Source organism: Kribbella sp. NPDC005582 (assembly GCF_040605415.1).
In the GTDB taxonomy this organism is placed as follows: Bacteria; Actinomycetota; Actinomycetes; order Propionibacteriales; family Kribbellaceae; genus Kribbella.
The window spans coordinates 593,946-618,351 of the sequence record NZ_JBEXCU010000001.1 but is presented as its reverse complement, the minus strand read 5'-3'; the positions used below and the strand labels follow the sequence as shown (position 1 = coordinate 618,351).

Annotated in this window: 23 protein-coding genes and 1 tRNA gene; 13 read left to right on the top strand and 11 right to left on the bottom strand. The window is 67.8% G+C overall.

Annotated features, from left to right (window positions below):
- Positions 1–3: 3 nt before the first annotated feature.
- From ABZS29_RS03040 to ABZS29_RS03015, 6 genes are all read left to right on the top strand, one after another.
- On the top strand, positions 4–486 hold the full coding sequence (locus ABZS29_RS03040; protein WP_355458001.1) for a DUF501 domain-containing protein: 483 nt from the start codon (positions 4–6) through the stop codon (positions 484–486).
- Positions 479–1,396, top strand: a complete 918-nt coding sequence (locus tag ABZS29_RS03035; protein WP_355457999.1) for a Ppx/GppA phosphatase family protein — start codon at positions 479–481, stop codon at positions 1,394–1,396. The genes ABZS29_RS03040 and ABZS29_RS03035 overlap by 8 nt, the downstream gene beginning before the upstream one ends.
- A 171-nt stretch (positions 1,397–1,567) precedes the next feature.
- Positions 1,568–3,580: an MMPL family transporter gene (locus tag ABZS29_RS03030; RefSeq protein WP_355457998.1), complete on the top strand. Its 2,013-nt coding sequence runs from the start codon at positions 1,568–1,570 to the stop codon at positions 3,578–3,580.
- Positions 3,577–4,800 carry a histidine kinase gene (locus ABZS29_RS03025; protein WP_355457997.1) on the top strand — a complete coding sequence of 408 codons (1,224 nt, stop codon included), beginning with the start codon at positions 3,577–3,579 and terminating at the stop codon, positions 4,798–4,800. Before ABZS29_RS03030 ends, ABZS29_RS03025 begins: the two co-directional genes overlap by 4 nt.
- 41 nt (positions 4,801–4,841) lie before the next feature.
- Positions 4,842–6,008 carry an amidohydrolase family protein gene (locus ABZS29_RS03020; protein WP_355457995.1) on the top strand — a complete coding sequence of 389 codons (1,167 nt, stop codon included), beginning with the start codon at positions 4,842–4,844 and terminating at the stop codon, positions 6,006–6,008.
- A 9-nt stretch (positions 6,009–6,017) separates the two neighbouring features.
- Positions 6,018–6,833, top strand: a complete 816-nt coding sequence (locus tag ABZS29_RS03015) for a uracil-DNA glycosylase (protein ID WP_355457994.1) — start codon at positions 6,018–6,020, stop codon at positions 6,831–6,833.
- Here the strand turns inward: ABZS29_RS03015 and ABZS29_RS03010 are convergent.
- Entirely contained in the window at positions 6,830–7,903 is a 1,074-nt protein-coding gene (locus ABZS29_RS03010; RefSeq protein ID WP_355457992.1) for a serine hydrolase domain-containing protein, read from the bottom strand. The genes ABZS29_RS03015 and ABZS29_RS03010 overlap by 4 nt on opposite strands.
- A gap of 190 nt (positions 7,904–8,093) precedes the next feature.
- Between ABZS29_RS03010 and ABZS29_RS03005 the strand changes: the two genes are divergently transcribed.
- The gene (locus ABZS29_RS03005; protein WP_355457990.1) at positions 8,094–9,917 is read left to right on the top strand and encodes a GTP-binding protein; all 1,824 of its coding nucleotides are present in this window, start codon (positions 8,094–8,096) and stop codon (positions 9,915–9,917) included.
- Positions 9,918–9,922: 5 nt separating this feature from the next.
- Complete coding sequence (locus tag ABZS29_RS03000) at positions 9,923–10,513, top strand: AAA family ATPase (protein ID WP_355457988.1); 591 nt, start codon at positions 9,923–9,925, stop codon at positions 10,511–10,513.
- Here the strand turns inward: ABZS29_RS03000 and ABZS29_RS02995 are convergent.
- The 4 genes from ABZS29_RS02995 to ABZS29_RS02980 form a co-directional block, all read right to left on the bottom strand.
- Positions 10,503–11,390, bottom strand: coding sequence for an aminoglycoside phosphotransferase family protein (locus ABZS29_RS02995; RefSeq protein WP_355457986.1), 888 nt, complete (start codon positions 11,388–11,390; stop codon positions 10,503–10,505). The genes ABZS29_RS03000 and ABZS29_RS02995 overlap by 11 nt on opposite strands.
- A gap of 325 nt (positions 11,391–11,715) precedes the next feature.
- Positions 11,716–11,796, bottom strand: a tRNA-Leu gene (locus tag ABZS29_RS02990).
- Between the two features lie 16 nt (positions 11,797–11,812).
- Positions 11,813–12,379, bottom strand: a complete 567-nt coding sequence (locus tag ABZS29_RS02985; protein WP_355457984.1) for a peptide deformylase — start codon at positions 12,377–12,379, stop codon at positions 11,813–11,815.
- Positions 12,376–12,882 (bottom strand): ACT domain-containing protein, encoded by a 507-nt coding sequence (locus ABZS29_RS02980; RefSeq protein ID WP_355457982.1) that lies wholly within the window; start codon positions 12,880–12,882, stop codon positions 12,376–12,378. Before ABZS29_RS02980 ends, ABZS29_RS02985 begins: the two co-directional genes overlap by 4 nt.
- A gap of 105 nt (positions 12,883–12,987) precedes the next feature.
- Between ABZS29_RS02980 and ABZS29_RS02975 the strand changes: the two genes are divergently transcribed.
- Complete coding sequence (locus tag ABZS29_RS02975) at positions 12,988–14,100, top strand: histidine kinase (protein ID WP_355457981.1); 1,113 nt, start codon at positions 12,988–12,990, stop codon at positions 14,098–14,100.
- Positions 14,097–14,753, top strand: a complete 657-nt coding sequence (locus ABZS29_RS02970) for a response regulator transcription factor (protein ID WP_355457979.1) — start codon at positions 14,097–14,099, stop codon at positions 14,751–14,753. The genes ABZS29_RS02975 and ABZS29_RS02970 overlap by 4 nt, the downstream gene beginning before the upstream one ends.
- A 35-nt stretch (positions 14,754–14,788) precedes the next feature.
- On the opposite strand, the gene ABZS29_RS02965 is transcribed toward ABZS29_RS02970, so the two are convergent.
- Positions 14,789–16,096 carry an NAD(P)/FAD-dependent oxidoreductase gene (locus ABZS29_RS02965; protein ID WP_355457977.1) on the bottom strand — a complete coding sequence of 436 codons (1,308 nt, stop codon included), beginning with the start codon at positions 16,094–16,096 and terminating at the stop codon, positions 14,789–14,791.
- Between the two features lie 283 nt (positions 16,097–16,379).
- On the bottom strand, positions 16,380–16,856 hold the full coding sequence (locus ABZS29_RS02960) for a GNAT family N-acetyltransferase (RefSeq protein ID WP_355457976.1): 477 nt from the start codon (positions 16,854–16,856) through the stop codon (positions 16,380–16,382).
- 156 nt (positions 16,857–17,012) lie between these two features.
- Between ABZS29_RS02960 and ABZS29_RS02955 the strand changes: the two genes are divergently transcribed.
- Positions 17,013–17,843: a Bax inhibitor-1/YccA family protein gene (locus ABZS29_RS02955; RefSeq protein ID WP_355457974.1), complete on the top strand. Its 831-nt coding sequence runs from the start codon at positions 17,013–17,015 to the stop codon at positions 17,841–17,843.
- 77 nt (positions 17,844–17,920) lie between these two features.
- Positions 17,921–18,991, top strand: a complete 1,071-nt coding sequence (locus tag ABZS29_RS02950) for a VOC family protein (RefSeq protein WP_355457972.1) — start codon at positions 17,921–17,923, stop codon at positions 18,989–18,991.
- Between the two features lie 65 nt (positions 18,992–19,056).
- Here ABZS29_RS02950 and ABZS29_RS02945 read toward each other — a convergent pair whose 3' ends face one another.
- The 3 genes from ABZS29_RS02945 to ABZS29_RS02935 form a co-directional block, all read right to left on the bottom strand.
- Positions 19,057–19,287 carry a DUF4287 domain-containing protein gene (locus ABZS29_RS02945; RefSeq protein WP_355457970.1) on the bottom strand — a complete coding sequence of 77 codons (231 nt, stop codon included), beginning with the start codon at positions 19,285–19,287 and terminating at the stop codon, positions 19,057–19,059.
- 92 nt (positions 19,288–19,379) lie between these two features.
- The gene (locus ABZS29_RS02940) at positions 19,380–20,144 is read right to left on the bottom strand and encodes a glycoside hydrolase family 16 protein (protein WP_355457968.1); all 765 of its coding nucleotides are present in this window, start codon (positions 20,142–20,144) and stop codon (positions 19,380–19,382) included.
- An 87-nt stretch (positions 20,145–20,231) separates the two neighbouring features.
- On the bottom strand, positions 20,232–21,266 hold the full coding sequence (locus ABZS29_RS02935; RefSeq protein ID WP_355457966.1) for an SGNH/GDSL hydrolase family protein: 1,035 nt from the start codon (positions 21,264–21,266) through the stop codon (positions 20,232–20,234).
- A gap of 77 nt (positions 21,267–21,343) precedes the next feature.
- Between ABZS29_RS02935 and ABZS29_RS02930 the strand changes: the two genes are divergently transcribed.
- Complete coding sequence (locus ABZS29_RS02930; protein ID WP_355457964.1) at positions 21,344–22,717, top strand: cystathionine beta-synthase; 1,374 nt, start codon at positions 21,344–21,346, stop codon at positions 22,715–22,717.
- A gap of 237 nt (positions 22,718–22,954) precedes the next feature.
- Here the strand turns inward: ABZS29_RS02930 and ABZS29_RS02925 are convergent, their stop codons facing one another.
- Positions 22,955–24,406, bottom strand: a complete 1,452-nt coding sequence (locus ABZS29_RS02925; RefSeq protein ID WP_355457963.1) for an NAD(P)/FAD-dependent oxidoreductase — start codon at positions 24,404–24,406, stop codon at positions 22,955–22,957.

Below are 24,406 nucleotides of genomic sequence, written 5' to 3'. Positions count from 1 at the left end.
CCGTTGAGCGTCAGCCCCGACGACATCGAGGCCGTCGGCAAGCAGCTCGGCCGGACCGCGCGTGGTATCCGATCCATCGCGCACCGTTGCAGCTGCGGCCTGCCGGACGTGGTCGAGACCGAACCCCGGTTGCCGGACGGTACGCCGTTCCCGACGACGTACTACGTGACGTGCCCGCGGCTCGCTTCGGCGATCGGCACCCTCGAGGCCGAGGGGGTCATGAAGGACATGACCGACCGGCTCGGTGAGGACCCTGCGCTGGCCGAGGCTTATCGGGCCGCGCACGAGTCTTATCTCGCGCACCGCGAGTCGATCGAGCACGTCGACGAGATCGACGGGATCAGCGCCGGCGGGATGCCGACGCGGGTGAAGTGTCTGCACGTGCTGGCCGGTCACTCGCTGGCGGCCGGCCGTGGCGTGAACCCGCTCGGCGACGAGGCCCTGGACATGCTTCAGGACTGGGGACGCCGGGGGCCCTGTGTCTGACCGGGTGGCCGCGATCGACTGCGGCACGAACTCGATTCGCCTGCTGATCGCCTCGGCGGGCCCGGACGGTCTGGTGCAGCTCGACCGGCGGATGCAGATCGTCCGGCTCGGACAGGGCGTCGACGCGACCGGGCGGTTCGCTCCGGAGGCGCTCGCGCGGGTTTTCGCTGCCGCTGAGGAGTACGCCGAACTGATCCGCGCGGCCGGTGTCGGGCGGATCCGGTTCGTGGCGACCTCGGCAGCGCGGGATGTGAGCAACCGCGACGAGTTCTTTGCCGGGATCGTCCAGCGGCTCGGCGTTCAGCCGGAGATCATCTCTGGTGCGGAAGAGGCTGAGCTGAGCTTCCGCGGCGCCACGGGTGGGTTGGGGGCGCTCGCCGTACCGGGGCCTTATCTGGTCGCGGACATCGGTGGTGGGTCGACCGAGCTCATCCTCGGGGACGCGTCCGGGGTGATCGCGGCGGAGTCGCTGAACGTGGGGTCGGTGCGGATGACCGAGCGCCACATCAAGACCGACCCGTCGACGGCCGCCGAACTGGCGGCGGCGGGTAAGGACATCGACGCGATCCTGGCCACGACCTCGGTGCCGATCACGGCTGCGCGGGCGTTGATCGGAGTCGCCGGGACGGTCACCACGGTAGCCGCGGTCGTCGGGAAGCTGACCGAGTACGACTCGGCGCGGATCCACCACGCCCGGATCTCGGGACCGCAGTTGCGTGAGACGACGTACTGGCTGACGCGGTCGACCAAGGCCGAGCGCGTCACGAACCCGGCGATCCACCCCGGCCGGGTCGACGTGATCGGCGCCGGCGCACTGATCCTGCAGCGCCTCTACGACCGGATGGCGGTCGGCGAAGTGATCGTCTCCGAGCACGACATCCTCGACGGGGTCGCTCTCTCGCTGCTGTAGGTCCGTCGTACTCCGTACGGAGTACTGGGAAGTGTCTGCTGTGGCCGGACGCGTCGGCTCCGCTGGATTGGGAGCCTGATGACCATGACGACTGACCTACGGGCACCTAGCCCCACGAGATTCGATAACGGACCAAGGAGATCACGGCCCAAGACCGCGCTGCCGTGGCTCATGCTGGCGGTGTGGATCGGGCTGGTGGTCGGTGGTCTCTCGCTGGCCGGCAAGCTCGACTCGGTGACTCGCGACAACCAGGCCGACTATCTGCCGGCCAGCGCTCAATCGACCAAGGTGCTCCTGGCCGAGGCCGGCCTGCCCGACGGTGGGGATGGCCTGCTCGTGGTCGTGTACGAACGAGCCGCCGGCATCCAACCGGGTGATCGGGCGGCGGCCGAACGCGACTACACCGAGCTGGCGAAGCGATTCGGCAACAGTGCCGACGCACCTCCGGAGATCGTCGAATCGAGCCACGGTACGGCGCTGATGCTCGGGCTACCGCTGGACCACAAGTGGATCACCGATGAGGCCGAGGCCACAACGGTGGCAGATGCTCGTGCCCTTCTCGCCGACCGGCCGGCCGGTCTGAACGCCTATGTCACCGGTCCGTCCGCGATCGGGGCCGATATGGACGAGATCTTCGATGCCGTGGACGCGAGGTTGCTGCTCGCCACGGCAGTGGTGGTGGCGCTCCTGCTGATCCTGACCTACCGCAGTCCGCTGCTGTGGCTGGTACCACTCGTCTCGGTCGGGGTCGCGGCGGTCACGTCGATGGGTGCCGTGTATGCGCTCACCCAGGTCTTCGACTTCACCATCACGAGCATGAGCTCGGCGCTGCTGATCGTGCTGGTCTTCGGCGCAGGCACCGACTATGCCTTGCTCCTGGTGTCTCGCTACCGCGAGGAACTGCACCACCACGAGCGCCCGATCGACGCGATGCTCGCGGCGCTGCGTGGGGCCGGCCCGGCCATCGCCGCTTCGGCGGGGACGGTAACAGCAGGTCTGCTGTGCCTGCTGGTCGCGGATCTCAACAGCACCAGCGGTCTCGGCCCGGTGGGTGCGGCGGGCATCGCGGCCTCGTTGCTGGTCATGCTGACGTTCTTCCCGGCCCTGCTGGTGGTGCTCGGGCGCAGGGTCTTCTGGCCGTTCGTGCCGCGATTTGGGGCTGAGGTACGCCGGTCTGGATCGCGTTGGGCCAGGCTCGGCGAGCTGGTCGATCGTCGACGTGTGGTCAGTTGGGCCGCGCCGCTGGTGATCCTGGGAGCTCTCGCGCTGGGCTTGGTGGGTGCGAACGGTGCGCTTCCGCAGCTGGACCAGTTCGCCCGTTCCATTCCGGACTCGGTGACGGGTGCCAAGCTGATCGACGAGCGCTTCCCCGGTCAAGGCGGGCAGCCGGTCACGGTGATGAGCCGGCCGGACAAGAGCAAGGAGGTCCTGGCTGCCGTCCGAAGCACGTCCGGGGTTGCCGGCGCCGAGACCGGTCGGGCCAGCAAGGACTGGGTAGAGATCGAAGCAATCCCGGTCGATTCGCCGGAGAGCGCGGGCGAGACGGCCACGATCAAGCGGCTGCGGGACACCGTCCAGAAGGTGGCCGGTGACGCCGCGCTGGTCGGCGGATCGAGTGCCGAGCTGCTGGACACGGACGAGACGAACAAGAGTGACCGCGATCGGGTGATGCCGTTGATCCTGCTGGTAGTGCTCGTCATCCTGGGACTGCTGCTGCGGGCGGTCGTGGCTCCGCTGGTGCTGGTGGCAACCGTCGTGGTGTCGTTCTTCGGAGCCCTTGGACTGTGCAACCTGTTGTTCGACCGGGTGCTCGGGTTCGGCGGCTGGGAGTCGTCGGTGCCTCTGATCGGGTTCCTCTTCCTGGTCGCGCTCGGTGTCGACTACAACATCTTCTTGATGAGCCGGGTCCGTGAGGAAGCCGTCCGGCACGGGACCGTAGCGGGCGCCAAGCGCGGCCTCGCGGTGACCGGCGGCGTGATCACCTCGGCCGGCGTCGTACTGGCGGCGACGTTCGCGGTGCTCGCCTCGCTGCCGCTCGTCCTGCTGATCGAGATCGGGATCCTGGTCGCCGTCGGTGTGCTCATCGACACCCTGCTGGTGCGCTCCATCGTGGTTCCCGCACTGACGATGTCGCTGGGCTCGCGGATCTGGTGGCCCGGCAAACTCTCGAACAAGGGACAATGACGGCGCTCCGCCCGCCAGTAGCCGACCGGCTGCTGGCGGCGGGGTCGTTCGTGCTCGGCGTCGCCGTGGCGATCATGCTCGAGACGGTCGACTTCGACGGCGAGCGCCGGGTGGACGTGTGGGCGGTCCTGCTGCTGGGCGCGATGGCGGTGCCGTTGCTGGCCCGCCGGCGCCGGCCGATCCTCGCCGTCGTCGCGGTCCTGGTCGTGTCGACGCCGTACCACGTCTTCGACTACCCCCACGAGGCCGCGATGCCGGCCTCACTCGTGGCGGCGTTTGCTGCGGCACGCTATAGCGAGCCGCAGCGGCGGCCCCTCGCTGCCCTGGTAGCGGTGGCCGCAGTGACCGTGCCTGTTCTTGCCGACGAGGCGTCCGGGGCCCTGAGCGATGCTCTGCTCGGCGTGGGCTGGCTGTTCATGGCCTTCTTCGCTGGCCTGGCGGTCCGCTTCCGTGAAAACTGGAAAGCCGCCGTCACCGCGCGGGTCGAGCAGGAGCGTGCCGACGAGGTTGAGCGGCGGGTTGCCGAGGAGCGAGTCCTGATTGCCGCCGAGCTGCACGACGTACTGGCGCACAGCCTCGCCGTTGCGAACGTCCAGGCATCCGTCGCCGCGCACCTGATCGACCAGCTGCCGAGGCGCGGTGATGCGTCGCTGCAGGAGCTGTCCAGCACGCTGCACAGCCTGTCGGACACGAGCCGCGCGACGCTCCAGGAGCTGCGTGCCGTTCTGGACGTCCTGCATGGGGGCGAGGCGGAGCCAACCGAGCCTGCGCCCCACCTCGGCGAGCTGCAGCGCCTGGTGGAGATGGCCGAGGCCGCCGATGTCCGGGTCGACCTGGAGGCCGCCGGGCTGCCGGACCAGCTGCCTTCGACAGTGTCCGTCGTGGCCTACCGAATCATCCAGGAGTCACTCACCAACGTCATTCGGCACTCGACGGCCAAGCACGCGACCGTCCGACTCGACCAAGACGGCCACCGGCTGCAGATCACAGTCGCCGATCACGGGCCCGCACGATCGAGCTCACTGGTGACGCCAGCCGGGTTCGGGATTGCCGGGATGACAGGGCGAGCACGGGCCGTCGGCGGCGAGCTGTCCGCCGGCCCGGGTGAGTCCGGAGGGTTCGAGGTGCGGGCCAGCCTGCCGCTGCCGGTACTCCGTGCGGAGTACCGGGAGGTGTCTTCTGTGGGCGGACGATTCGGGCGGGCAGACCTGGGACCGTAATTCGCACGGCCAAGGAAACCCACCGAAGGAGCACAGACAGAATGGAACCGCTTCAGCAAGAACCACCGCGACGGTTGCTCGGGCGCCGCGGGTTTGTCGCCGGTGCGGCCGCACTCGGCGCCGGCGTCGGAATGTCCGCGACGGCACTCGCGACACGCGACGGCGGCCCGAAGGATCCGCAGATCTCGCACACCGAGAAAGACATCATGCTTCGTGACCAAGATCTGAAGTTCCTCGGCGCGGAAGAGACTTTCTCGACTCCCGAGCTGATGAAGCTGAACTCCCTCAACAAGGATCACATCGCGTTCCTCACGGACATCGGTCTTGCGGATCTGGGCGCCCGCCGCATCCGCGACATGGATCAGGGAGGACTCAACGTTCAAATCCTCTCCGCGCATACGCCGTCCGTGCAAAATGTCCCTGGGAAGAAGGGGATCGACTTTGCCCATCGCCTCAATCGGATGCTTGTCGAGGGGCCGATGGCCAGGTACCCGGGCCGCTTCCAGGCCTTCGCCACCTTGCCCTTGCAGACCCCGGAGGCGGCGGCGGACGAACTGGAACGATCAGTGCGCGAAGACGGCTTCCTGGGCGCACTGACCAACGGGCACATCAGCAAGAAGTACCTCGATCATCCCGATTTCGAACCCGTGCTGGCGCGTGCCGAAGCTCTCGATGTGCCGATCTATCTGCATCCCGGGTATCCGGCCGACGAGATCTACGACATCTACTACCGCACGACGCGGCCGGAATACACGAAGGAGTTCCAGGACTACATCTTCAGTGGGTCCGGACTTGGCTGGCACCAAGAGGTGCTGATCCAGTGCGTCCGAATGATCACGTACGGGATGTTCGACAGATTCCCCAAACTGAAGATCATCGTCGGCCATATGGGCGAAGGCCTTCCGTTCTACTACGAGCGGATCGTCAACGACATGGGCGAGCCCACCGAGAACTCGCTCGAGAAGCCCTTCGAGCAGTACTTCCAGGACAACTTCTGGTTCACCACCAGCGCATTCTTCCAGGACGAGCTGCTCCATCTCCTGCTGAAACACATCAGTGTGGATCGAGTGATGTTCGCCACCGACTATCCCTTCATCGACAGCATCAAAGAAGGGACCGACTGGTTCCGGGCAGTCGATCTTCCGCGGGCGGACAAGGAAAAGATCGCGTTCCGCAACGCCGAGAAGCTGTTCCGCATCAAGGTCTAGTCTGGAGGGGTGAAGTTGCCGCATCCGTTGACCGGGAAGCTGTTCGAGAGTCCGGTCCCGCCGGGGACCGGATGGCCGGAGGACCCGGCAGCGCCCGGTACGCCGGTCGCTCGGTCGGCATCCGAGGTGCATGAGCTGGCGCTGGCTGACCTCGCTGAGATCGAGGCGCGGGTCTCGGTCTGCCGGGCGTGCGACCGGCTGGTGGAATGGCGCGAAGAGGTTGCCCACAGCAAGCGTGCGTCGTTCGCGGACCAGCCGTACTGGGGTCGGCCGATCCCCGGCTGGGGCGCCGCCGAGCCGCGGATCCTGATCGCCGGCCTGGCCCCGGCCGCGAACGGCGGCAACCGCACCGGCCGCGTCTTCACCGGCGACCGCTCCGGCGACTGGCTCTTCGCCGCCCTGCACCGGGTGGGATTGGCCAACCAGCCGACTTCGCTCCATGCCGGGGACGGCTTGCGGTTGCACGCCACCCGCATGATCGCCGCCGTTCGCTGCGCCCCGCCCGCCAACAAACCCACCCCGCTCGAGCGCGACACCTGCTCCCCATGGTTCCGCCGCGAACTCGAGCTCGTGCTGCCGACCACCCGAGTCATCATCTGCCTCGGCAAGTTCGGGTACGACGCCTTGCTGGCCGGACTCGCTTCGCTCGGGATCGCCGTACCGAAGCCCCGGCCGAAGTTCGGTCACGCCGTAGAACACCAACTCGGCGGCGTGACCGTCATCGGCTGCTTCCACCCCAGTCAGCAGAACACCTTCACCGGCAAGCTCACCGAAGCCATGACCGACGCCGTCCTGCTCCGAGCCCGCGAACTCGCCGACGTCTAGCCGCAGAAGGCCTTGTCCAGGAAGGGATCCAGGACGTCGTCGGAGTCGGTCGTGAAGTTCGGGGTGAGGACCAGGCTGACTCGCTTGTGGAGGTCCTCGGTGCTGAACGACCAGCTCTGGTAGGCAAGCGCGTCACCATCGTTGCCGTAGACACGCATCTTGCAGGTCTCCAGGTCGCGCCAGGCGAGGCCTAGGCCGTAGTGACCGCCTTCAATGCCAGGCGTCTTCATCTGCGCGAGCAGGTACGGCGGCAGTAGCTCCCCGCCGAGCAGCGCGGTCATGAAGCGATCGAGGTCGTGCGTGGTCGAGATCATCTCGCCGGCCGCGCCGAACAGCGACGGGTTCATCGTCGTGAAGTCTCGCAGCGTGCGGTCCGGGTTCGGTACGTATCCCTGCGCGTGCGGTCCCGGAATCCACGGCTTCGTGCCCGGCACGCTCGTCTGCTCGAGCTTGAGCGGCTTGAGGATGCGGCGCTCGATCTGCCGGGCGTACGAACGTCCACTGACCTTCTCGACGATCTCACCGAGCAGGAGGTAGTTGGTGTTGGAGTAGTTGTACTTCTCGCCGGGCTCACCCGTCGGCGGGTTCGCGAGCGCCCGCTGGATCAGCTCGTCCGCGGTCCACGTCCGGTAGCGGTTCGCGTAGAACTCCGGCTGCGGCGGTCGGGGGAGCGTATACAGCACGTCGTACAGGCCGCTGGTGTGGTTCAGCAGTTGCCGCACGGTGACGCCTTCGATCTCCGGATACCACTTCGAGACCGGATCATCGAGCTTCAGCCGCTTCTCGGCCGCCAGCTGCAGCACCAGGGTCGCCAGGAACGTCTTGGTGATACTCCCGATCCGGAACCGGCCGTTCAGCGGCACCGGGCGCGTCGTACCGACCTCGGCGACACCGCTCCGCCCGCGCCAGACCCGGTTCCCGTCCCGCACGTCCACCTGCGCGCCGACACCCGCCGTACGGACGACTTCGTCGAGCCCGGGCTGCAGGTCGTTCGGCGCGGCCTCGGCCCGCAACGGCGCCGCGATCAGCGCGATCGCGGCCATCCCCACCACTGCAATGCGTCTTCTCATTGCTCAACCCTCGCCGCGCGGATAGCGCCGCGAGTACCCGGGAAGGCCCCGGCGTCTCCCCGGTCCTAAATCGATTGACACCCAGGGGGCGGTCGAACATCGTGGGCCTTTCAGCCATTCGAAAGGGAAACCGACCCATGCGCCAACTCGTGAGCACACTGCCCCACTCCAACTGCTCACGAGGACTTTCATGGATCGAACCACTCTTGCCCCTGCAGTACCGCGCCGCTGGCTGAACCTGGGCGTCCTCGCCCACGTCGACGCCGGCAAGACGAGCCTGACCGAGGCGCTGCTGCAGCTCGGTGGCGCCGTCGCGCAGCGCGGCCGGGTCGACGACGGTACGACGCAGACCGACACGCTCGCGATGGAGCGCCGGCGCGGAATCACGATCCGGGCCGCGGTCGCGACGTTCCACGCGGCGGACGTCGGGGTCAACATCGTCGATACTCCGGGACACCCTGATTTCATCGCTGAGGTGGACCGGTCCCTGTCGGTCTTGGACGGCGCCGTACTGGTGGTGTCTGCCGTCGAAGGCATTCAGGCGCAGACGATCGTCCTGCATCGTGCGCTGCGCCGTCTCAACGTGCCGACGATCTTCTTCGTCAACAAGGTCGACCGGATGGGTGCGGACGTCGAGCGGACGGTGCGGAACATCCGGCGGCACCTCACGGAATCCGTTGTCACGCTGGGATCCCGCTCGCAACTCTGCTCCGATCTCGCGTCGTACGACGATGTGTTGCTGCAGGAATGGATCGACGGCGGACTGCCGTCGTGGGACCGGCTCTGGCGGAGTCTGCGGGAGTTGACGTCCGGATGTGCCGTGTCGCCGGTGTTTTCCGGGTCCGCTCGTACGCTCGCCGGGGTTGAGGAGTTGACTTCCGCGATCCTGCGGCTGTTTCCCACCTCGAATGGCGACGTTGGCGGACCAGTTGCCGGGCAGGTGTTCAAGATCGAGCGGACCTCGAAGCGGGCCCGCCTCTGTTCGATCCGCCTTCGCGCGGGCTCCCTCGCCGTACGGGATCATGTTGCCCAAGGCACCGTTACAGCGCTGCAGGTGCATCAGCCGGGCGGCGCCGTACCGGCTGCGCGGGCGACCGCCGGGCAGATCGTCCAGGTCGAGGGGCTCGACCAAGCGCGCATCGGCGACTGGATCGGTACCCGGCCGACCGGCGTACCGACGCCGAACTTCCGTCCGCCCGCGCTGCAGTCCACCATCACCGCCAAGGACCCCGCCCGCCAGAACGACCTCCACCAAGCCCTCACCGAGCTCGCGGACATCGACCCGCTGATCACCCTGCGCGTCCAGAACGACGAACTCCACGTCAGCCTCTACGGCAAGGTCCAGCAGGAAGTCATCGCCGAATCCCTCGCCACCGACTACGGCATCGAGGTCGCCCTCGGCCGCCCTACGGTCATCTGCATCGAGCGCCCCACCGGTTTTGGCTACGCCGCTCTCCGGTACGGCGAACACCAGTACCCGGTCACGCTCGGCCTCACCGTGGAGCCTGGCCCACCCGGCAGCGGCGTCTCGCTGGAGATCACCGCCGAGCATGGCTCGCTGCCCCTTCACGTTTACGGCACGACCGAAGCCTTCCGCGAGGCTGTGCTGGGATATCTGGCCGACCCGCTGTCCGCCGGCCCGCACGGCTGGCCAGTCACCGACCTCCGCGTGACCCTCACCGAATCCGGCTATCCGCCGGCTGCGCCCCACCCTGCCGACGTCCGCGCCACCGCCGCGCTCGTGATAGCTGAGGCGTTGCGCGCCGCTGGTACGACGGTCTGCGAACCTGTCGACCGTTTGCGCGTGGAGTTCCCCAGCGACAGCATGTCGGAGGTCCTCAAGGTGTTGGGGCGGCACGGCGCAGTACCGGAATCCACCACGACCACCGTGGTCGAGTCGCTGCTGCGCACTGGCGCGGTTGACGCCGTACGGCATGAGCTAGTAGGCGCCGCCCACGGTCTCGCCGTGGTAGACGCTTCGCTGAGCCACTACGCGCCGCTTCGCCTAGGGTGAGCCGCATGTTCCTGCTGCAGATGTCGGGCCTCCCCGGTGCCGGAAAGTCCACCGTCGCCGCGTACGTCGCGGCGACGTTCGGTGCGATCTCCGTCGACTACGACGTCATCAAGACCGCTGTCCTCGACGCCGGCTTCGACGTCCCTGCCAGCTCCAAGGCGGCCTACGAGGTCATGTACGGGCAGGCGGGCCACATCCTCGCGCAAGGGCACGACGTGGTCATGGACAGCCCATGCTTCTACCCCAGGATCCTGACCCGAGGCCTGGAGATCGCCCAGCAGCACAACGCCACTTACCGCTACATCGAATGCCAGGTCAACGACCTGCAACTCCTCGACGACCGCCTCACCCAGCGCCCACGCCTCCGCAGCCACCGCCGCAGCATCAACCAGCCGCCGCCCGACCTCGGCGATGAACTTGTCGATGGCGAGACCTCCTTCCGAGACTGGGCAGACCGAGTCCAACGCCCGCCGGCCGACTACCTCCAGCTAGACATGCAGCGCCCACTGACCGACGTCCTCCCCGAGGTCGACGCCTACATCGCAGCCGGCCGGGCCGACCTGACTGTGACCCGCGGCGCCGCCACTACGCCGTGAGACGATCGGCTTCGGCCAGCAGTTGATGGCCGAAGGGCTGAAAGCCGATGCTGCAGGCGTAAACGCCGCTGACAACTCGGTGGATGGTTCCCCAATCCCAGATGGCGTTGGCATCCACGCCCGTGCGAGCGGCCAGCCACTCGGTCCGCTTTCGGAGATCATCGCCGAGGCCCGGGTTGCACCGCAGGATGGTGCCCAGATCGCACGCCGGCTCGGCCCACAGCCCGCTCGGATCAATGAGCTTGTAGCTGCCGTGACTCGCTTGCAGCGCATTCATCTCGTGGATATCACCGTGCACGAGAACCGCAGTCCGGTCGTCATGGGCGCGGCGACGACGGTTCATGCACTCCAGCGCGTCCGCCACGGTGGCCGGCGTACAAGGTCTGCCCGCGTGCTCCCACAGCTCAGGCAGCCGATCGGCGTACCGCTTAGCCAACATCGCGCCGGTCGGAAGGTCAGCATCGCGACCGACCGGCCGCCACAGCCGAACCGCCACATCGCACAACAGCTCGTGGCGTCTTACAGGATCGGCCACGAGGTCATACATCGGAGCTCCAAGCCGCTCCAGCAACAGCGCCTGCCGACTCACGTCCTCCCGCAACAGCCTGGCGCACCCCTCCCCGTCCGCCAGTCGCAGCAACGCCGCCTCCGGCCCGACGTCCCGCCCCGGCACCCCGACCTTGAGAACCGCCGCGGTCCCGTCAACCAGCGTCACCCCGACAACCAACGCTGCATGCCCACCCGCCAAGCTCGCCCCGACCGTCAGCCCCCACTCCCGCGCCAACGAGTCGACCACGCCGGGCACCTCATCCAGCCAGTGCTCGTTCCCATCGGCCATGACCGTCCTACGCACCTGCTCAGGAATCTCAAGGCTCACCCGGCCAACCTAGAGCGCCCGCACCGGACCTGTACCACTCATTAACCCGCCCCAGACTCACCCGAACAGCCCGTCCTGAGCGTGAACCAGGCAGGCTGCGCGGACTTAGTCAGTGCTGGCGGTCCGCCCCACCGGAGGAACTTCCAGTGCGAGGCTCATGATCTGGCTCCCGACGAGCGCCGCGCCCAGCTCCGGCTCGAAGACCACCCCTCGGGTCAACCAGCCGCCGATCAACCACCGCACCTGACGACCACCCCGAGCGCGGTGAGGAGCGGAGCGACGAAGGTAGCGGCTGCGGAGCGCGCGGGGCTGGTCGTCGTACAGGTGCCCGGGACGGGATTCGAACCCGTACGCCTTTCGGCTGCGAGGTTTAAGCTCGCTGCGTCTGCCGTTCCGCCACCCGGGCGCGGGTCGAGGGTACGTTATTTGTAGACCTTGCGGGGGTGTACGGCGTGCGCTCCGGCGACTCGGTCGAGGAAGAGTTTGCCGGTGCAGTGGTCGATCTCGTGCTGGAGGGCGCGGGCTTCGAAGGCGTCGGTGCTGATGGTGACCTGGTCGGTGGTGCCGGGGAGGACGCCGGTGACGGTGAGGCGGGTGGCGCGTTTGACGTCGCCGGTGAAGTCGGGGACGGACATGCAGCCTTCGCGGGCTTTTTCCTGGCGGGTGGCTTCGGTGACGACGGCGTTGCAGAGGACGAAGACGCCGTGGCAGGTGCGGGTCTTGGGGTGGCCGGTGACGTCGAGGGCGAACATCTGGACGGAGATGCCGACCTGGGGGGCGGCAAGGCCGACGCAGCCGGGGGAGACGCGCATGGTGGCGACCAGGTCGGCGGCGAGGGCGACCATGGTGGGGTCGAGGGGGTCCACGGTGGCGCCAACGGTGGCGAGCACGGGGTGCGGGGCGCGGACCACTTCGAGGACGTCGCCGACGAGGCCGAGCTGGGCGGGGCTCCAGGCGGCGAGGGTCTGGTTGAGGTGGGCGACGCTCACAGGTCGTCGCTCTCCGCCGGGCTCAGGGTGACGCCGACGCCGAGCTCTTCGGCGGTGATCTCGAGGGCGCGTTCGAGGGTTTCGAGGTCGGCGTCCAGCGGCAGCTCGACCTCGGCGGTCAGGACGTAGAGGTCGCCGCTCAGCCGGGTGGCGAGGTCGGTGATGGTGCCGCCGACGGCGGCGACCATCCGGGTGACGGCCGCGACGATGCCGGGGCGGTCGGCGCCGTGCACGCTCAGCAGGTACGACGGCCCGATCGCGGCATGCTCGTTCTCCGGGCCCATCTCGCGGACCGTGATGACCAGCTCACCGCGCAGTGGCTCGACCGCCGCCTTCACCTCGGACAGGGACCCCGAGCAGACGATCATCATCGCGAAGTGACCGCGCAGGAGCGTCATCGTGGAGTCCTCGAGGTTGACGCCGGTCCCGGCGAGGGCCTCGGTGACGTCCGCGATGATGCCCGGGCGGTCCGGGCCGATGACGGTGACTGCGAGCTGACTCATGCCCGGGAACCTACCGTCAACCAAAGGACCGGATCACCTCGACTTCGGTATCCGGACAGCTCCGAACCCCCGGGAGCGCGCTCGAGCGGCGGTACCGTCGTGTTCATGGACCGGCCAGGACGCAGTACCCGCGACTGGATCGTGGACAGCGTCGTGTTCGTGTTCGCGATCGGGTTCGGCCTGATCGTGTTCGACGACAGCGCCAAGCCGCCGGGCGGCGAGGTGATGGCCGCGCTGGACCTGATCTCGGGGCTGGCCTTGGCCCTGACCTTGTGGTTCCGCAGGCGCTGGCCGGTGCAGTTGGCGCTGATCGCCTCGGTGGTCTCGGTGTTCTCCGAGACGGCCAGCGGGCCGACGCTGATCCTGATTCTGTCCGTGGCGGTCTACCGGCCGCTGCGGATCACGCTGCTCGTGTTCGGGGTCAACGCCCTGTCGCTGATGGCGTACCTGGAGGTCAAGAAGCAGGCGGACGGCGTCGCGGTGGCGGTCGCGGCGATCTCGATCTACGTCGCGGTCGCCGGCTGGGGCCTGTACATCCGCTCCCGGCGCCAGCTCGTGCAAACGCTCCGGGACCGCGCCGACCGAGCTGAGACCGTGGCCAGGCTGCAGGCTGAGCAGGGCCAACTCCGGGCTCGCGAGGAGATTGCGCGCGAGATGCACGACGTACTCGGGCATCGGTTGTCGTTGCTGAGCGTGCATGCGGGAGCGCTCGCCTACCGGTCCGACGCGTCCACCGAGGAGGTCGCCGAGGCGGCCGAGGTGATCCGCGCCAGCGCGCATCAGGCGCTGCAGGACTTGCGCGAGGTGATCGGCGTACTGCGGGCTCCGGTCGGGGAGCTGCCGCAGCCGACGTTCGCGGATCTTCCGGCATTGGTCGAGGCGTCGCAGGCGGCTGGCGTACCGGTCGAGCTGTCGCTGGAGGTTGCCGGGACACTGCCTGACCACGTCGGCCGTACGGCGTACCGGATCGTCCAGGAAGGCCTCACCAACGCGATGAAGCACGCACCGGGCGAGCGGGTCACGATCGGCGTGATCGGTGCCGCAGGCAACGGCTTGGCGGTCGAGGTGCGCAACCCGGCACCCGACTCGCGCCGCGGTGACGGCCAGGGGCTGCTCGGCCTGGCCGAGCGCGCGGCCCTGGTGGAAGGCCGGCTCGACCACGGGCGCACCCCCGACGGCGACTTCCGGCTCGCCGCCTGGCTACCGTGGCCGGCATGATCCGGGTACTGATCGTCGACGACGACCCGCTGCTGCGCGCCGGCCTGAAGCTGATGCTGGGCGGCGCACCGGACATCCGTGTGGTCGGCGAGGCCGGCGACGGGACCGGGGTCACCGGCCTGATCGAGCGACTCGCGCCGGACGTCGTACTGATGGACATCCGGATGCCGAACACCGACGGCCTCACCGCCACCGAGACCGTACGCCGTCGCCCGGGCGCACCCGAGATCATCATCCTGACCACGTTCGACGCCGACGAGCACGTACTGCGCGCCTTGCGGGCAGGGGCCGCGGGATTCGTGCTGAAGGACACCCCGCCGGCCGAGATCGTCGAGTCCGTACGCCGAGTTGCCGGCGGCCAGCCCGTGCTGTCGCCAGCGGTGACCAAGCGACTGATCACCCGAGTCGCCGCCTCCGGCCAGGACCAGCGCAAGGCCAAGGCGATGAGCCGACTGGCTGGGCTGAACGAGCGCGAGCGCGATATCGCCGTCGCGGTCGGCGAAGGAAAATCGAACGCGGAAATCGGCGCGACCCTCTATCTGAGCGTCCCGACGGTCAAAACGCATGTCTCGCGGATTCTCACCAAACTCGACCTCAACAACCGCGTCCAGATCGCTTTGCTGGTTCACGACGCGGGCCTGCTGCACGAGTAGGAGCGGCGGCCGGTGCCACCGCTCCCGTTGACCGGCTAGGACTGCGCGGCGCGGCGGAACTCGTCGTTGGGAGTCTGCAGCGTCCCCAGCGAGGTGACCTCGCGGCGGAAGAACAGGGCCAGCGTCCAGTCGAGGATGACGCGGGCCTTCCGGTTGAAGGTGGGGACGCGGGAGACGTGGTACGTCCGGTGCAGGAACCAGGCCGGCCAGCCCTTGATCTTGATGCCGAACAGCTGCGCCACACCCTTGTGCAGGCCGAGGCTGGCAACCGAGCCGACGTACTTGTGCTCGTAGTCCTGCGGCGGCTGGCCATCGACGGTGCGAAGGATGTTTGCGGCGAGCCTCGCAGCCTGGCGGACGGCGTGCTGGGCGTTCGGTGCGCAGTACGCGCCGGTGTCGGACGTCAGGTCCGGTACGGCGGCGTTGTCACCGGCGGACCAGGCGTCGTTGACACCCTCGATCCGCAGGTTGGCCAGGCACTTGACCCGGCCACGCTCGTCGAGCGGGAAGTCGGTCGCGGCCAGGGCCGGGTTCGCCTTCACACCGGCGGTCCAGACGATCGTGTCGGCGTCGAACTCCTCGCCGTCGCTGAGCACGACGCGGCCCTTCTCGCAGGACTCCAGCCGGGTCTCCAGCTTGATGTCCATGTTCCGCTTGCGGAGCTGGTCGACCGTGTACTTGCCCAGGTCCGGGCCCACCTCGGGCAGGATCCGGTTGGTCGCCTCGACGAGCACCCAGCGCATGTCCTCGGGCTTGATGTTGTCGTAGTACCGGGTGGCGTAGCGGGCCATGTCCTCGAGCTCGGCGAACGCCTCGACCCCGGCGTACCCACCGCCGACGAAGACGAAGGTCAGCGCGGACTTGCGCAGTACCGGGTCGGGCTGCGAGCTCGCCACGTCCAGGCGGTCCAGCACCTTGTTGCGCAGCGCGATCGCCTCTTCGACGTTCTTGAAGCCGGTGGCCTTCTCGGCCAGCCCGGGGATCGGCAGCGTGCGGGCGATCGAGCCGAGCGCGACCACGACCTGGTCGTAGGCCAGCTCGTACTCCGGGCCCTCCTCGGGCATCACCTTCGCGACCTTGTGCGCGTGGTCGATGCCGGTCACCCGGCCGGTCACCACCCGGCAGCCCTTGAGCGTCTTGCGCAGCGGCACCACCACGTGCCGCGGCTCCACCGACCCGGCCGCCGCCTCCGGCAGGAACGGCTGGTAGGTCATCACCGACCGCGGGTCGACCACGGTGACCCGGATCTTGCCTTTCCGGGCCGCGCGACGCAGTCCGTACGCGGTGTACATCCCGACGTAACCGCCTCCGACGACGAGGATGTGCGGCACCTGGGCTGTCATGCGGTTCACTCTCCCTGAGTGGTTCTACGACTTCATGTCTACTTCAGGTTATCCGTTCGTGAAAACTTTCACAAACCCTCCCGGGAGTGATCTCACCCACCGGGATCCCGCGCGCGAGTGAGCACCCACGGCCCTATCGTCACCCGGTTCCCCACGGCCGCCGAGGTATCCGCGACACCGTCACAGAACCGCAAGGGATGCGTACGGACGAACTGTTAGTAGTGGCGCACGGGGCGTGTTCCGCGCCCGCGCTGAGCGTGGCCGCGGGCGGATCGAGGGACTATTAACAGTTCGTCGGTACGCCGTCACGGGACCAGCGAAGCTTGGCCTCGGTGTCGTCCTCCGCGTACTTGACGAAGCCGAGGCGCTCGTAGAGGCGACGGGCGTTCGGGTTGTCGTGCTCGACGCCGAGATCGAGCGGTACGCCGTGTTCCGCCGCTTCCCGCTGCAGTGCGCGGATGATCGCCGTACCGATGCCTTGTCTCTGTACGGCGGGGAGTAATTGGAGACCGCACAGCTCGACCGAGCCCGGATGACGCGCAACGCGAAGCCGTCCGACCGGTCGTCCGTCGACCTCGACAACGCTGGTGACGGACGGATCGTCGGGGTCGGCCAGCACTCGACGCGTCCAGTCGGCGTACCCCTCCCGCCAGTCCGGATCAGCCTCCGGCGAAGGTCGCCCCTGGTCCCGAGTCGCCTCCAGTACGACGTCCATCAGAAAGTCGACGTCGTCCACCATCGCCGGCCGCAGCGTGTACATAGCTCGCACCCTAGACGGCCATTTCCATTAGCGGCCGATTGAAATTACCGCGACGGATTTCGGTTGGGGAACGAGAGACGGATTCTCAGATGTTGTTAAGGGTGGGAACGTAGTATTTCGGCACGGCCCCAGGTGTGGGTCACCAGGAGGAATGTCATGCAGAGCAGTAACCCGGTCCTGAACCGGTCGAGTGCGTTCGCGCCTGGCCATGGCCAGGCTTATCCGGGGGCCGCTCCGTACGGTCACCAGCCCGGTCAGTACGGCGGGCCGGGTGTGCCGCCCCAGCAGTACCAGGGTGCACCGGCCGGCAGCCGCCCCATGACGCTGGACGATGTGATCGTCAAGACGGCGATCACGCTGGGTGTTGTGGCCGCTGTCGGTGCCGTGTCGTGGATCGCGGTGCCGGACCGGCTGGTCCTGCCGGCCTTCCTCGGCGGTGCGTTGCTGGCCTTCGCGATCGCGATGGTGCTGTCGTTCTCGCGCAAGATCAACCCCGCGCTGGTGATGGTCTACGCGGCGCTCGAGGGTGTTTTCCTCGGTGTCGGCAGCAAGGTCATCGTCAACCTGTTCGCCAAGGGTGACGCGAGTATCGTCGCGCAGGCGATCCTGGCGACGCTGGTGACCGCAGCGCTGACGCTGGGTGCGTACAAGTACTTCGCTATCAAGGTGACGCCGCGGTTCCAGAAGATGGTCATCCTCGCGACGATGGGCTTCGCGGGCGTGCTGCTGGTCAACCTCGTGCTGGGGCTGTTCGGCATCACCACCGGGATCGGCGGGATGGGCCCGATGGGCCTGCTGTTCGCCGCGCTCGGTGTCGGCCTGGCGGTCTTCAACCTGATCCTCGACTTCGACATGGTGGAGCAGGGCGTCCGCGCCGGCGCCCCGCAGAACGAGGCCTGGCGCGCGGCCTTCGGCCTGACCGTCACGCTGGTCTGGCTGTACTGGAACATGCTGCGCATCCTCGCGATCCTGCGTGGCGGCGACTAGTCACCACGCACCACAGCAGTTTCGAAGGGCCGGCCCAATCGGGCCGGCCCTTCGGCTTTTCGTCCTACTGTGAGGACATGACAGAGCTAGGGCAGTGGTTGGACGCGCCGTCATTGAGCGCGGGAGCCGTCATCACGGCCGGGCTGGTCGACGACGGTCAGCTCCCTGACATCGACCTGCGACAGACGGGCCTGCGGATCAGGCCAGGTGGCCCGGGGACAGTCCAGGAGCTACGCATCGTCCTGGACGCCGTCAACCCAACAGCAGTTCAAGAATTCTGGCGTACGGCGCTTGGCTACCGAACGCTCGGCGATCACCGGCTCGTGGACCCGCTGCACCGCGATCCGGACCTGATCATCCAGCCGACCGACGACGTACGCCCACTGCGGAATCGCTTCCACATCGACGTCGTACGGCCGGCCCACGTCGTCGAGGCGGTCCGCAACGGCCGCACGCCAACAGGTGCCTGGGGAGTGATGCTCGCCGACCTCGAAGGCAATGAACTGGACCTGGTCCCGGGCGCACCACTCGCAGCCGACGCCGAGGACTGGGAAACGTTGTTCACGGCAATGACTTTCTACCCGACCGCATCAGCACAACAAGCGATCGACCTCGTGACGGCCGTCGCCGAGCTGGCCGACGCGGCCGGGATCCCTGTTGGACTGGACGTTCGCCCCGAAGGCGTCGTCATCGACCACGGCAAAGACCTGTGGGAGCAAGCCGGAGAACCTTTCGTCGAGCTCGCGACGCGAATCCAGGCCGCCGCCCGCGCGCGCGGATTGACCGCACAGAAGGACCAGCTCCGCTTCGTCCAGCTGGGCATCGACGCGGTCGACGTACCGGCCGTTCAGGCCTTCTGGACAACGACTCTCGGCTACACCCAGGAACCACAGGCCGGCGACAGCTTCGACCCGCGCCGGCTCAACCCGTTGCTGATCTTCCAGCAGTTGGACGCAACTGAAACCGAACGACGCCGGCAGCGCAATCGCCTGCGGCTCGAGCTCGAGGTGGCGTCCGACCAGTTCGGGGCGCGCGTCGAGCAGGCGCTGACCGCCGGGGGACAGGTGCATGCGGAGCAACCGGATCGTTGCTCGATCACCGACCCCGAGGGCAACGAGCTCGACATCATCGCCGCAAAGCCCTTGTAGAACAGGAAAGGCCCGCCCCTCCACCTGTAGGGGCAGGCCTTCCTAAATCTTCTCCTGTTCGGCTGTCAACCCATTCGCCGGTGCGCCTTGACCAAGTCGTACTCGTGCACGATGGCGGTTGCGTGCCCATGCGCGAGTTCGTACTCGCCGGAGAGCCACCGCACTCTGTCGTCGAAGCGCAGGAACGACGGTCCGTCGTTCATCAGCTGGAACCACTCGGTCATCTCGCGTCCGGTGCAGCTGGGCACCTTCTCCACCAAACGCTGGTGCGTTTCCTCGGAGTGGTTCAAGCCCATCGTCGCCTCCCGTCATCGGGGTATCGCGGTTGTTATCGACTGTGCACCACGAAGACGCCTACAGGCAAGGCCTTCGCCATGAATGTCCGGACTCAGTACTTTGTGTAGCGCGCCGAGTCGTAGGTGGCGTTGAGCGCCGAGCCGGGGTAGTTGAACGGGCCGAGCCAGCCGTCGACGCCGATGCCCGGCCAGAGGTTCATCATGATGCGCATCGGATGGGTCGGCAGCGGGCCGCGGGACCCGTTCTCCTGGTGCACCAGCCGGCCGTCGACGAACCAGTTGATGGTGCCGCCGTTCCACCATTCGATCGCGTAGTCGTGGTAGCCGGAGGCCGCGTCGAAGCCGAGGTTGATGATCTTCTCGTGCCCGCCGGCGCCGTTGGTGAAGTAGTTGGTCTGCATCTGGGTGGTGTTCTTGCCGAGGATCTCGATGTCGATCTCGTCCCAGGGCTGGTTGTCGCTCGGACCCGTGTAGGTGAAGAACGACGTGACCGTGCCGGACGCCTTGACCGCCTTCATCCGAGTCTCGAACCGGCCGTAGGAGTACAGGTCGTTGGTCCGGTACTCACCGGAGGCATACGGCTTGCCCGAACAGCCGCTCGGACAGGACGCCGTGTCCAGCTTCAAACCCAGTACGCCGCCGCTGAACCAGACATGGTCAGCACGCCAGCCGACGTTGAACATGCTGCCGTTGCTCCAGCCGTCGGACTTCGACCAGCGGCTGGTCTGTCCGTCGAAGCCGTCCGAGAAGCTGCCGCCGATCGCGGTGGTGGCGGCCTGGCTGGCGGGTGGAGTCAGTACGGCGCTCAGCAGGGTGAGCGCCGCGACGGCGAGCAGGGCGGGGCGGAACCTCTTCATGGTGAACCTCCGGAGGAGTGGGGGCGGAGGTCCACCGTGGATTTGGAAGCGCTCCCAGTCAACGCCCCACCGGTTCCGGAACTTGATTCAGATGTTGATCAAAGTCCCGGACTCCGGCTCCGGCTCGGCGGTGTCGACCCGGTCGACCTCGGCCTTCGGGTGCCGGCGACGGTGCCGCAGGGCGGCCCAGCGACCACTCGGCCCGCGCTCGCGGCCGGCCACCTCGGTCGCCGCGACCTCGGTACCCGCCGTCCGGGCAGCCTGTACGGCGGCCTCCGCGATCGGCAGGATCGCCTCGCCACGGAACGATTCGGGGTGCACGAACGACTCCGGCCCGACGCCCATCGCGGCCGCGACCGAAGGCAACAGCGCCGCGGAGGCGGCCGTGTACCCGATCGCGGACGGGTGGAAGTTGTCCCGGCCCCACATCGTCGGATCGGCTCGGAAAGCAGGTCCGAGCAACGAGCCGAGCGAGACCGTCCGGCCGCCGGCCTCGACCACGGCGATGGTCTGCGCGGCGGCGAGCCGGTGGCTCCAGGCGCGCGCGACCTGACGCAGCGGCGGCATGATCGTGCGCACGGCCCCGAGGTCCGGGCAGGTACCGACCACGACCTCACAGTTCGCCGCGCGCAACCGCCGTACGGCAGCGGACAGCAATCTGACGGAGACCGATGGCGACATCTGGGCCTTGACGTCGTTGGCGCCGATCAGGATGACCGCGACATGCGGACCAGCCTGCAGTGCGGCGTCGACCTGCTGCGCCAGGTCGGTCGACTTGGCGCCCGTCTTGGAGACGTCGACCAGCCGGACCGGGCGCTCGGCCAGGTCGGTGAGCCCGGAGGCGAGCAGCACGCCCGGAGTCTCGTCGGGCGAATCCGTGCCGTAGCCGGCCGCGCTGGAGTCGCCGAGCATGGCGAACGTGATCGGTAGTCCTGGATATCGGCCGTACAGACCGCTCCCCGGAGTGGGGTAGTACCGCATCGGTCCGATCACGCGTTTCGCGTACTCCGCTTCCGCGGTCAGTACGCCGTACAACGTGGCGCCGATGAGTCCGAGTCCCCCGCCCCCGAAGGCCGCGGCCTGGGCGAGCCGCTTGGCAGCCCTGGCTTTGCCTTTACTCATGGGTACAAGGATTACACGCTGTCACGGACAAGCAAGTGAAATAGGGGAAACGACACGAGGATCACTACAGTGAAGCTGTGCGCTACGCAGAATCTCTCCTGGACCTCGTCGGCAACACCCCGCTCGTGAAGCTGGGCAAGACCACGGACGGGGCGACACCGCTCGTCCTGGCCAAGGTCGAGTACTTCAACCCGGGCGGCTCGGTGAAGGACCGGATCGCGGTCCGGATGATCGAGGCCGCGGAGGCTTCCGGTGAGCTGAAGCCCGGCGGCACGATCGTCGAGCCGACCTCCGGCAACACCGGGGTCGGGCTGGCGATGGTCGCGCAGCAGAAGGGCTACAAGTGCGTCTTCGTCTGCCCGGACAAGGTGAGCGAGGACAAGCGCAACGTGCTCAAGGCGTACGGCGCCGAGGTCGTGGTCTGCCCGACCGCGGTCGCGCCGGAGCACCCGGACTCGTACTACAACGTCTCCGACCGCCTGGTCCGTGAGATCGAGGGCGCCTGGAAGCCGAACCAGTACGCGAACCAGAACAACCCGCGCTCGCACTACGAGACCACGGGCCCCGAGCTCTGGGAGCAGACCGAGGGCAAGATCACCCACTTCGTGGCGGGCGTCGGGACCGGCGGCACGATCACCGGCACCGGCAAGTACCTCAAGGAGGTCTCCGGCGGTCGCGTCCAGATCATCGGCGCGGACCCCGAGGGCTCGGTCTACTCCGGCGGAACCGGCCGGCCGTACCTGGTCGAGGGCGTCGGCGAGGACTTCTGGCCCGAGACCTACGACCGCGACATCTGCGACCGGATCATCGAGGTCTCGGACGCGGACTCGTTCGCGCTGACTCGTCGCCTGGCGCGCGAAGAGGCGATGCTGGTCGGCGGCTCCGCGGGCATGGCGGCCGCGGCGGCGATCCGGCTCGCGCACGAGATCGACGACCCCGAGGCCGTGATCGTGGTGCTGCTGCCCGACGGCGGCCGCGGCTACCTGACGAAGGTCTTCAACGACGACTGGCTCGCGCAGTACGGCTTCCTCGGGCACGCCCGGCAGGGGACGACGCTCGGCGACGTACTGGCCGGCAAGGACGGCAGCCTGCCGCCGCTGGTGCACACCCACCCGCACGAGACGATCGCCGAAGCGGTCGCCATCCTGCGCGAGTACGGCGTCTCCCAGATGCCGGTGGTCCGCGCGGAACCACCGGTGATGGCGGCCGAGGTGGCCGGCGCGGTGTCGGAGCGGACGCTGATGGACGCGTTGTACTCCGGCAAGGCGCGACTGGCCGACATGGTCGAGCTGCACATGGATCCGGCACTGCCGTCGCTGGGCGCCGGCGAAGCCGTCACCAAGGCGGTCGAACTGCTGGAAGGCCGGGACGCCCTGATGGTGCTGGACGACGGCAAGCCGGTGGGCGTACTGACCCGGCAGGACCTGCTGGTCCATCTGTCCGCCGACTGAGCGCTCGCAAGCGCCCTTGGGTGGTTATCGGTCGACGACCGAAGGCACGATGGCGAGCAGGGCCATCACGACGATGCCAATGACGATGGCCGCTGCTCCCGCGATCTGAAGGATTTCCATGTCTCAAGAGTCCTCCGGAAACCGCGGTCAGGCATCGGCCACCGGCATGGTCTTGCGTTCATCCCAAGGTCGTACGTTTGACCCTGAGTGGTCATCCTTCAGGAGTGCGGGTTCCCCTTACCTGACCAGCACGAAGTCCGACGGATCGAGCTTGCGGGTGCGACGCCAGTAGGAGACGGTGAACTCGGGCCAGATCACCGAGTTCCGGCCCTCCGCGTCCAGATACCAACTGGTGCACCCAGTCGCCCAGACGGTCTCACCGAGCTCGCCCTGCACCCCCGCGACGAACTGCTGCTGCGCGTCGTCGCGGACCTCGACGTACGTCGCCCGCCGGCTGCGCAGCAGATCGAGCGCCTGCATCACGTAGCGGACCTGCGCCTCGATCATGAAGATCATCGAGGAGTGGCCGAGCAGCGTGTTCGGGCCGGTCAGCAGGAACAGGTTCGGGATGCCGGCGACCGTGATGCCGAGGTGGGCGCCGACGCCCTCGCGCTTCCAGTGGTCGGCCAGATCGACGCCGTCCTTGCCGAGGATCGGCATCCGGGTCAGGTTCGCCGAGACCGCGAAGCCTGTCCCGAGCACGATCGTGTCGCAAGGCCGCTCGATCCCGTCCGCGGTCACGACGGCCTCCGGCGTCACCCGGGTGATCGGCGTGGTGACGAGGTCGACGTTCGACCGGCTGAAGGTCGGGTAGTAGTCGTTCGAGATCAGCACGCGCTTGCAGCCGATCTGGTAGTCCGGGGTCAGCCGGGCGCGCAGGTCCGGGTCCGGGACCTGCTTGCGCAGATGCCGTTTCGCCTGCAGTTCAAGGCCTTTCATCAGCTTCGGGTTGCCCGCGAAGCCGAGGCCGCGACCCTCGAGACCCCAGTAGATGACGTTGCGGATCGCTCGCTGCCCGGCCGGGAAGCGTTCGTGCAGCCGGCGTTCCCAACTGCCGATCGCGCGGTCCGGCTTCGGCGTGACCCACGGCGCGGTCCGCTGGTAGACGTCCAGGTGCGCCGCCTGCTCCGCGATTTTCGGGACGAACTGGATCGCCGACGCGCCGGTCCCGATCACCGCGACCCGGCGGCCGGTCAGGTCGTGGGTGTGATCCCACTGCGCCGAGTGGAACGTCGTACCGGCGAAGGAGTCGAGGCCGGGCAGGTCGGGTCGCTTGGGTTCGTGCAGGCTGCCGACTCCGGCGACCAGGGCCTGGGTCTCGATCGTCTCGTCGCCGTTGACGGTCACCGTCCACTGGCCGCTCGCTTCGTCGAAGGCCGCTTCGGTGACCTCGGCGCCGTACCGGATGTGGTCGGTCAGACCGTACTTCTCGGCGCAGTGCTCGAGGTACTCGAGGATCTCGTCCCAGCCGGCGAACATCCGCGTCCAGTGCGGATTCTGCTCGAACGAGAACGAGTACAGGTACGACGGGATGTCGCACGCGCACCCGGGATAGGTGTTGTCGCGCCAGGTGCCGCCGAGGCGGTCGGCCTTCTCCAGGATGACGAAGTCCTCGCATCCGGCCTGCTTCAGCTTGATCCCCATGCACAAACCGGCGAATCCGGACCCGATGATCACGACCTCTGTCAT

Excerpts from the sequence above, each read along its gene's own strand:
- ABZS29_RS03030 (WP_355457998.1), top strand. The coding sequence starts at position 1,568 with ATGCTGGCGGTGTGGATCGGGCTGGTGGTCGGTGGTCTCTCGCTGGCC.
- ABZS29_RS03025 (WP_355457997.1), top strand. The coding sequence starts at position 3,577 with ATGACGGCGCTCCGCCCGCCAGTAGCCGACCGGCTGCTGGCGGCGGGG.
- ABZS29_RS03020 (WP_355457995.1), top strand. The coding sequence starts at position 4,842 with ATGGAACCGCTTCAGCAAGAACCACCGCGACGGTTGCTCGGGCGCCGC.
- ABZS29_RS03010 (WP_355457992.1), bottom strand. The coding sequence starts at position 7,903 with ATGAGAAGACGCATTGCAGTGGTGGGGATGGCCGCGATCGCGCTGATC.
- ABZS29_RS03005 (WP_355457990.1), top strand. The coding sequence starts at position 8,094 with ATGGATCGAACCACTCTTGCCCCTGCAGTACCGCGCCGCTGGCTGAAC.
- ABZS29_RS03000 (WP_355457988.1), top strand. The coding sequence starts at position 9,923 with ATGTTCCTGCTGCAGATGTCGGGCCTCCCCGGTGCCGGAAAGTCCACC.
- ABZS29_RS02980 (WP_355457982.1), bottom strand. The coding sequence starts at position 12,882 with ATGAGTCAGCTCGCAGTCACCGTCATCGGCCCGGACCGCCCGGGCATC.
- ABZS29_RS02975 (WP_355457981.1), top strand. The coding sequence starts at position 12,988 with ATGGACCGGCCAGGACGCAGTACCCGCGACTGGATCGTGGACAGCGTC.
- ABZS29_RS02970 (WP_355457979.1), top strand. The coding sequence starts at position 14,097 with ATGATCCGGGTACTGATCGTCGACGACGACCCGCTGCTGCGCGCCGGC.
- ABZS29_RS02965 (WP_355457977.1), bottom strand. The coding sequence starts at position 16,096 with ATGACAGCCCAGGTGCCGCACATCCTCGTCGTCGGAGGCGGTTACGTC.
- ABZS29_RS02960 (WP_355457976.1), bottom strand. The coding sequence starts at position 16,856 with ATGTACACGCTGCGGCCGGCGATGGTGGACGACGTCGACTTTCTGATG.
- ABZS29_RS02955 (WP_355457974.1), top strand. The coding sequence starts at position 17,013 with ATGCAGAGCAGTAACCCGGTCCTGAACCGGTCGAGTGCGTTCGCGCCT.
- ABZS29_RS02950 (WP_355457972.1), top strand. The coding sequence starts at position 17,921 with ATGACAGAGCTAGGGCAGTGGTTGGACGCGCCGTCATTGAGCGCGGGA.
- ABZS29_RS02945 (WP_355457970.1), bottom strand. The coding sequence starts at position 19,287 with ATGGGCTTGAACCACTCCGAGGAAACGCACCAGCGTTTGGTGGAGAAG.
- ABZS29_RS02940 (WP_355457968.1), bottom strand. The coding sequence starts at position 20,144 with ATGAAGAGGTTCCGCCCCGCCCTGCTCGCCGTCGCGGCGCTCACCCTG.
- ABZS29_RS02935 (WP_355457966.1), bottom strand. The coding sequence starts at position 21,266 with ATGAGTAAAGGCAAAGCCAGGGCTGCCAAGCGGCTCGCCCAGGCCGCG.
- ABZS29_RS02925 (WP_355457963.1), bottom strand. The coding sequence starts at position 24,406 with ATGACAGAGGTCGTGATCATCGGGTCCGGATTCGCCGGTTTGTGCATG.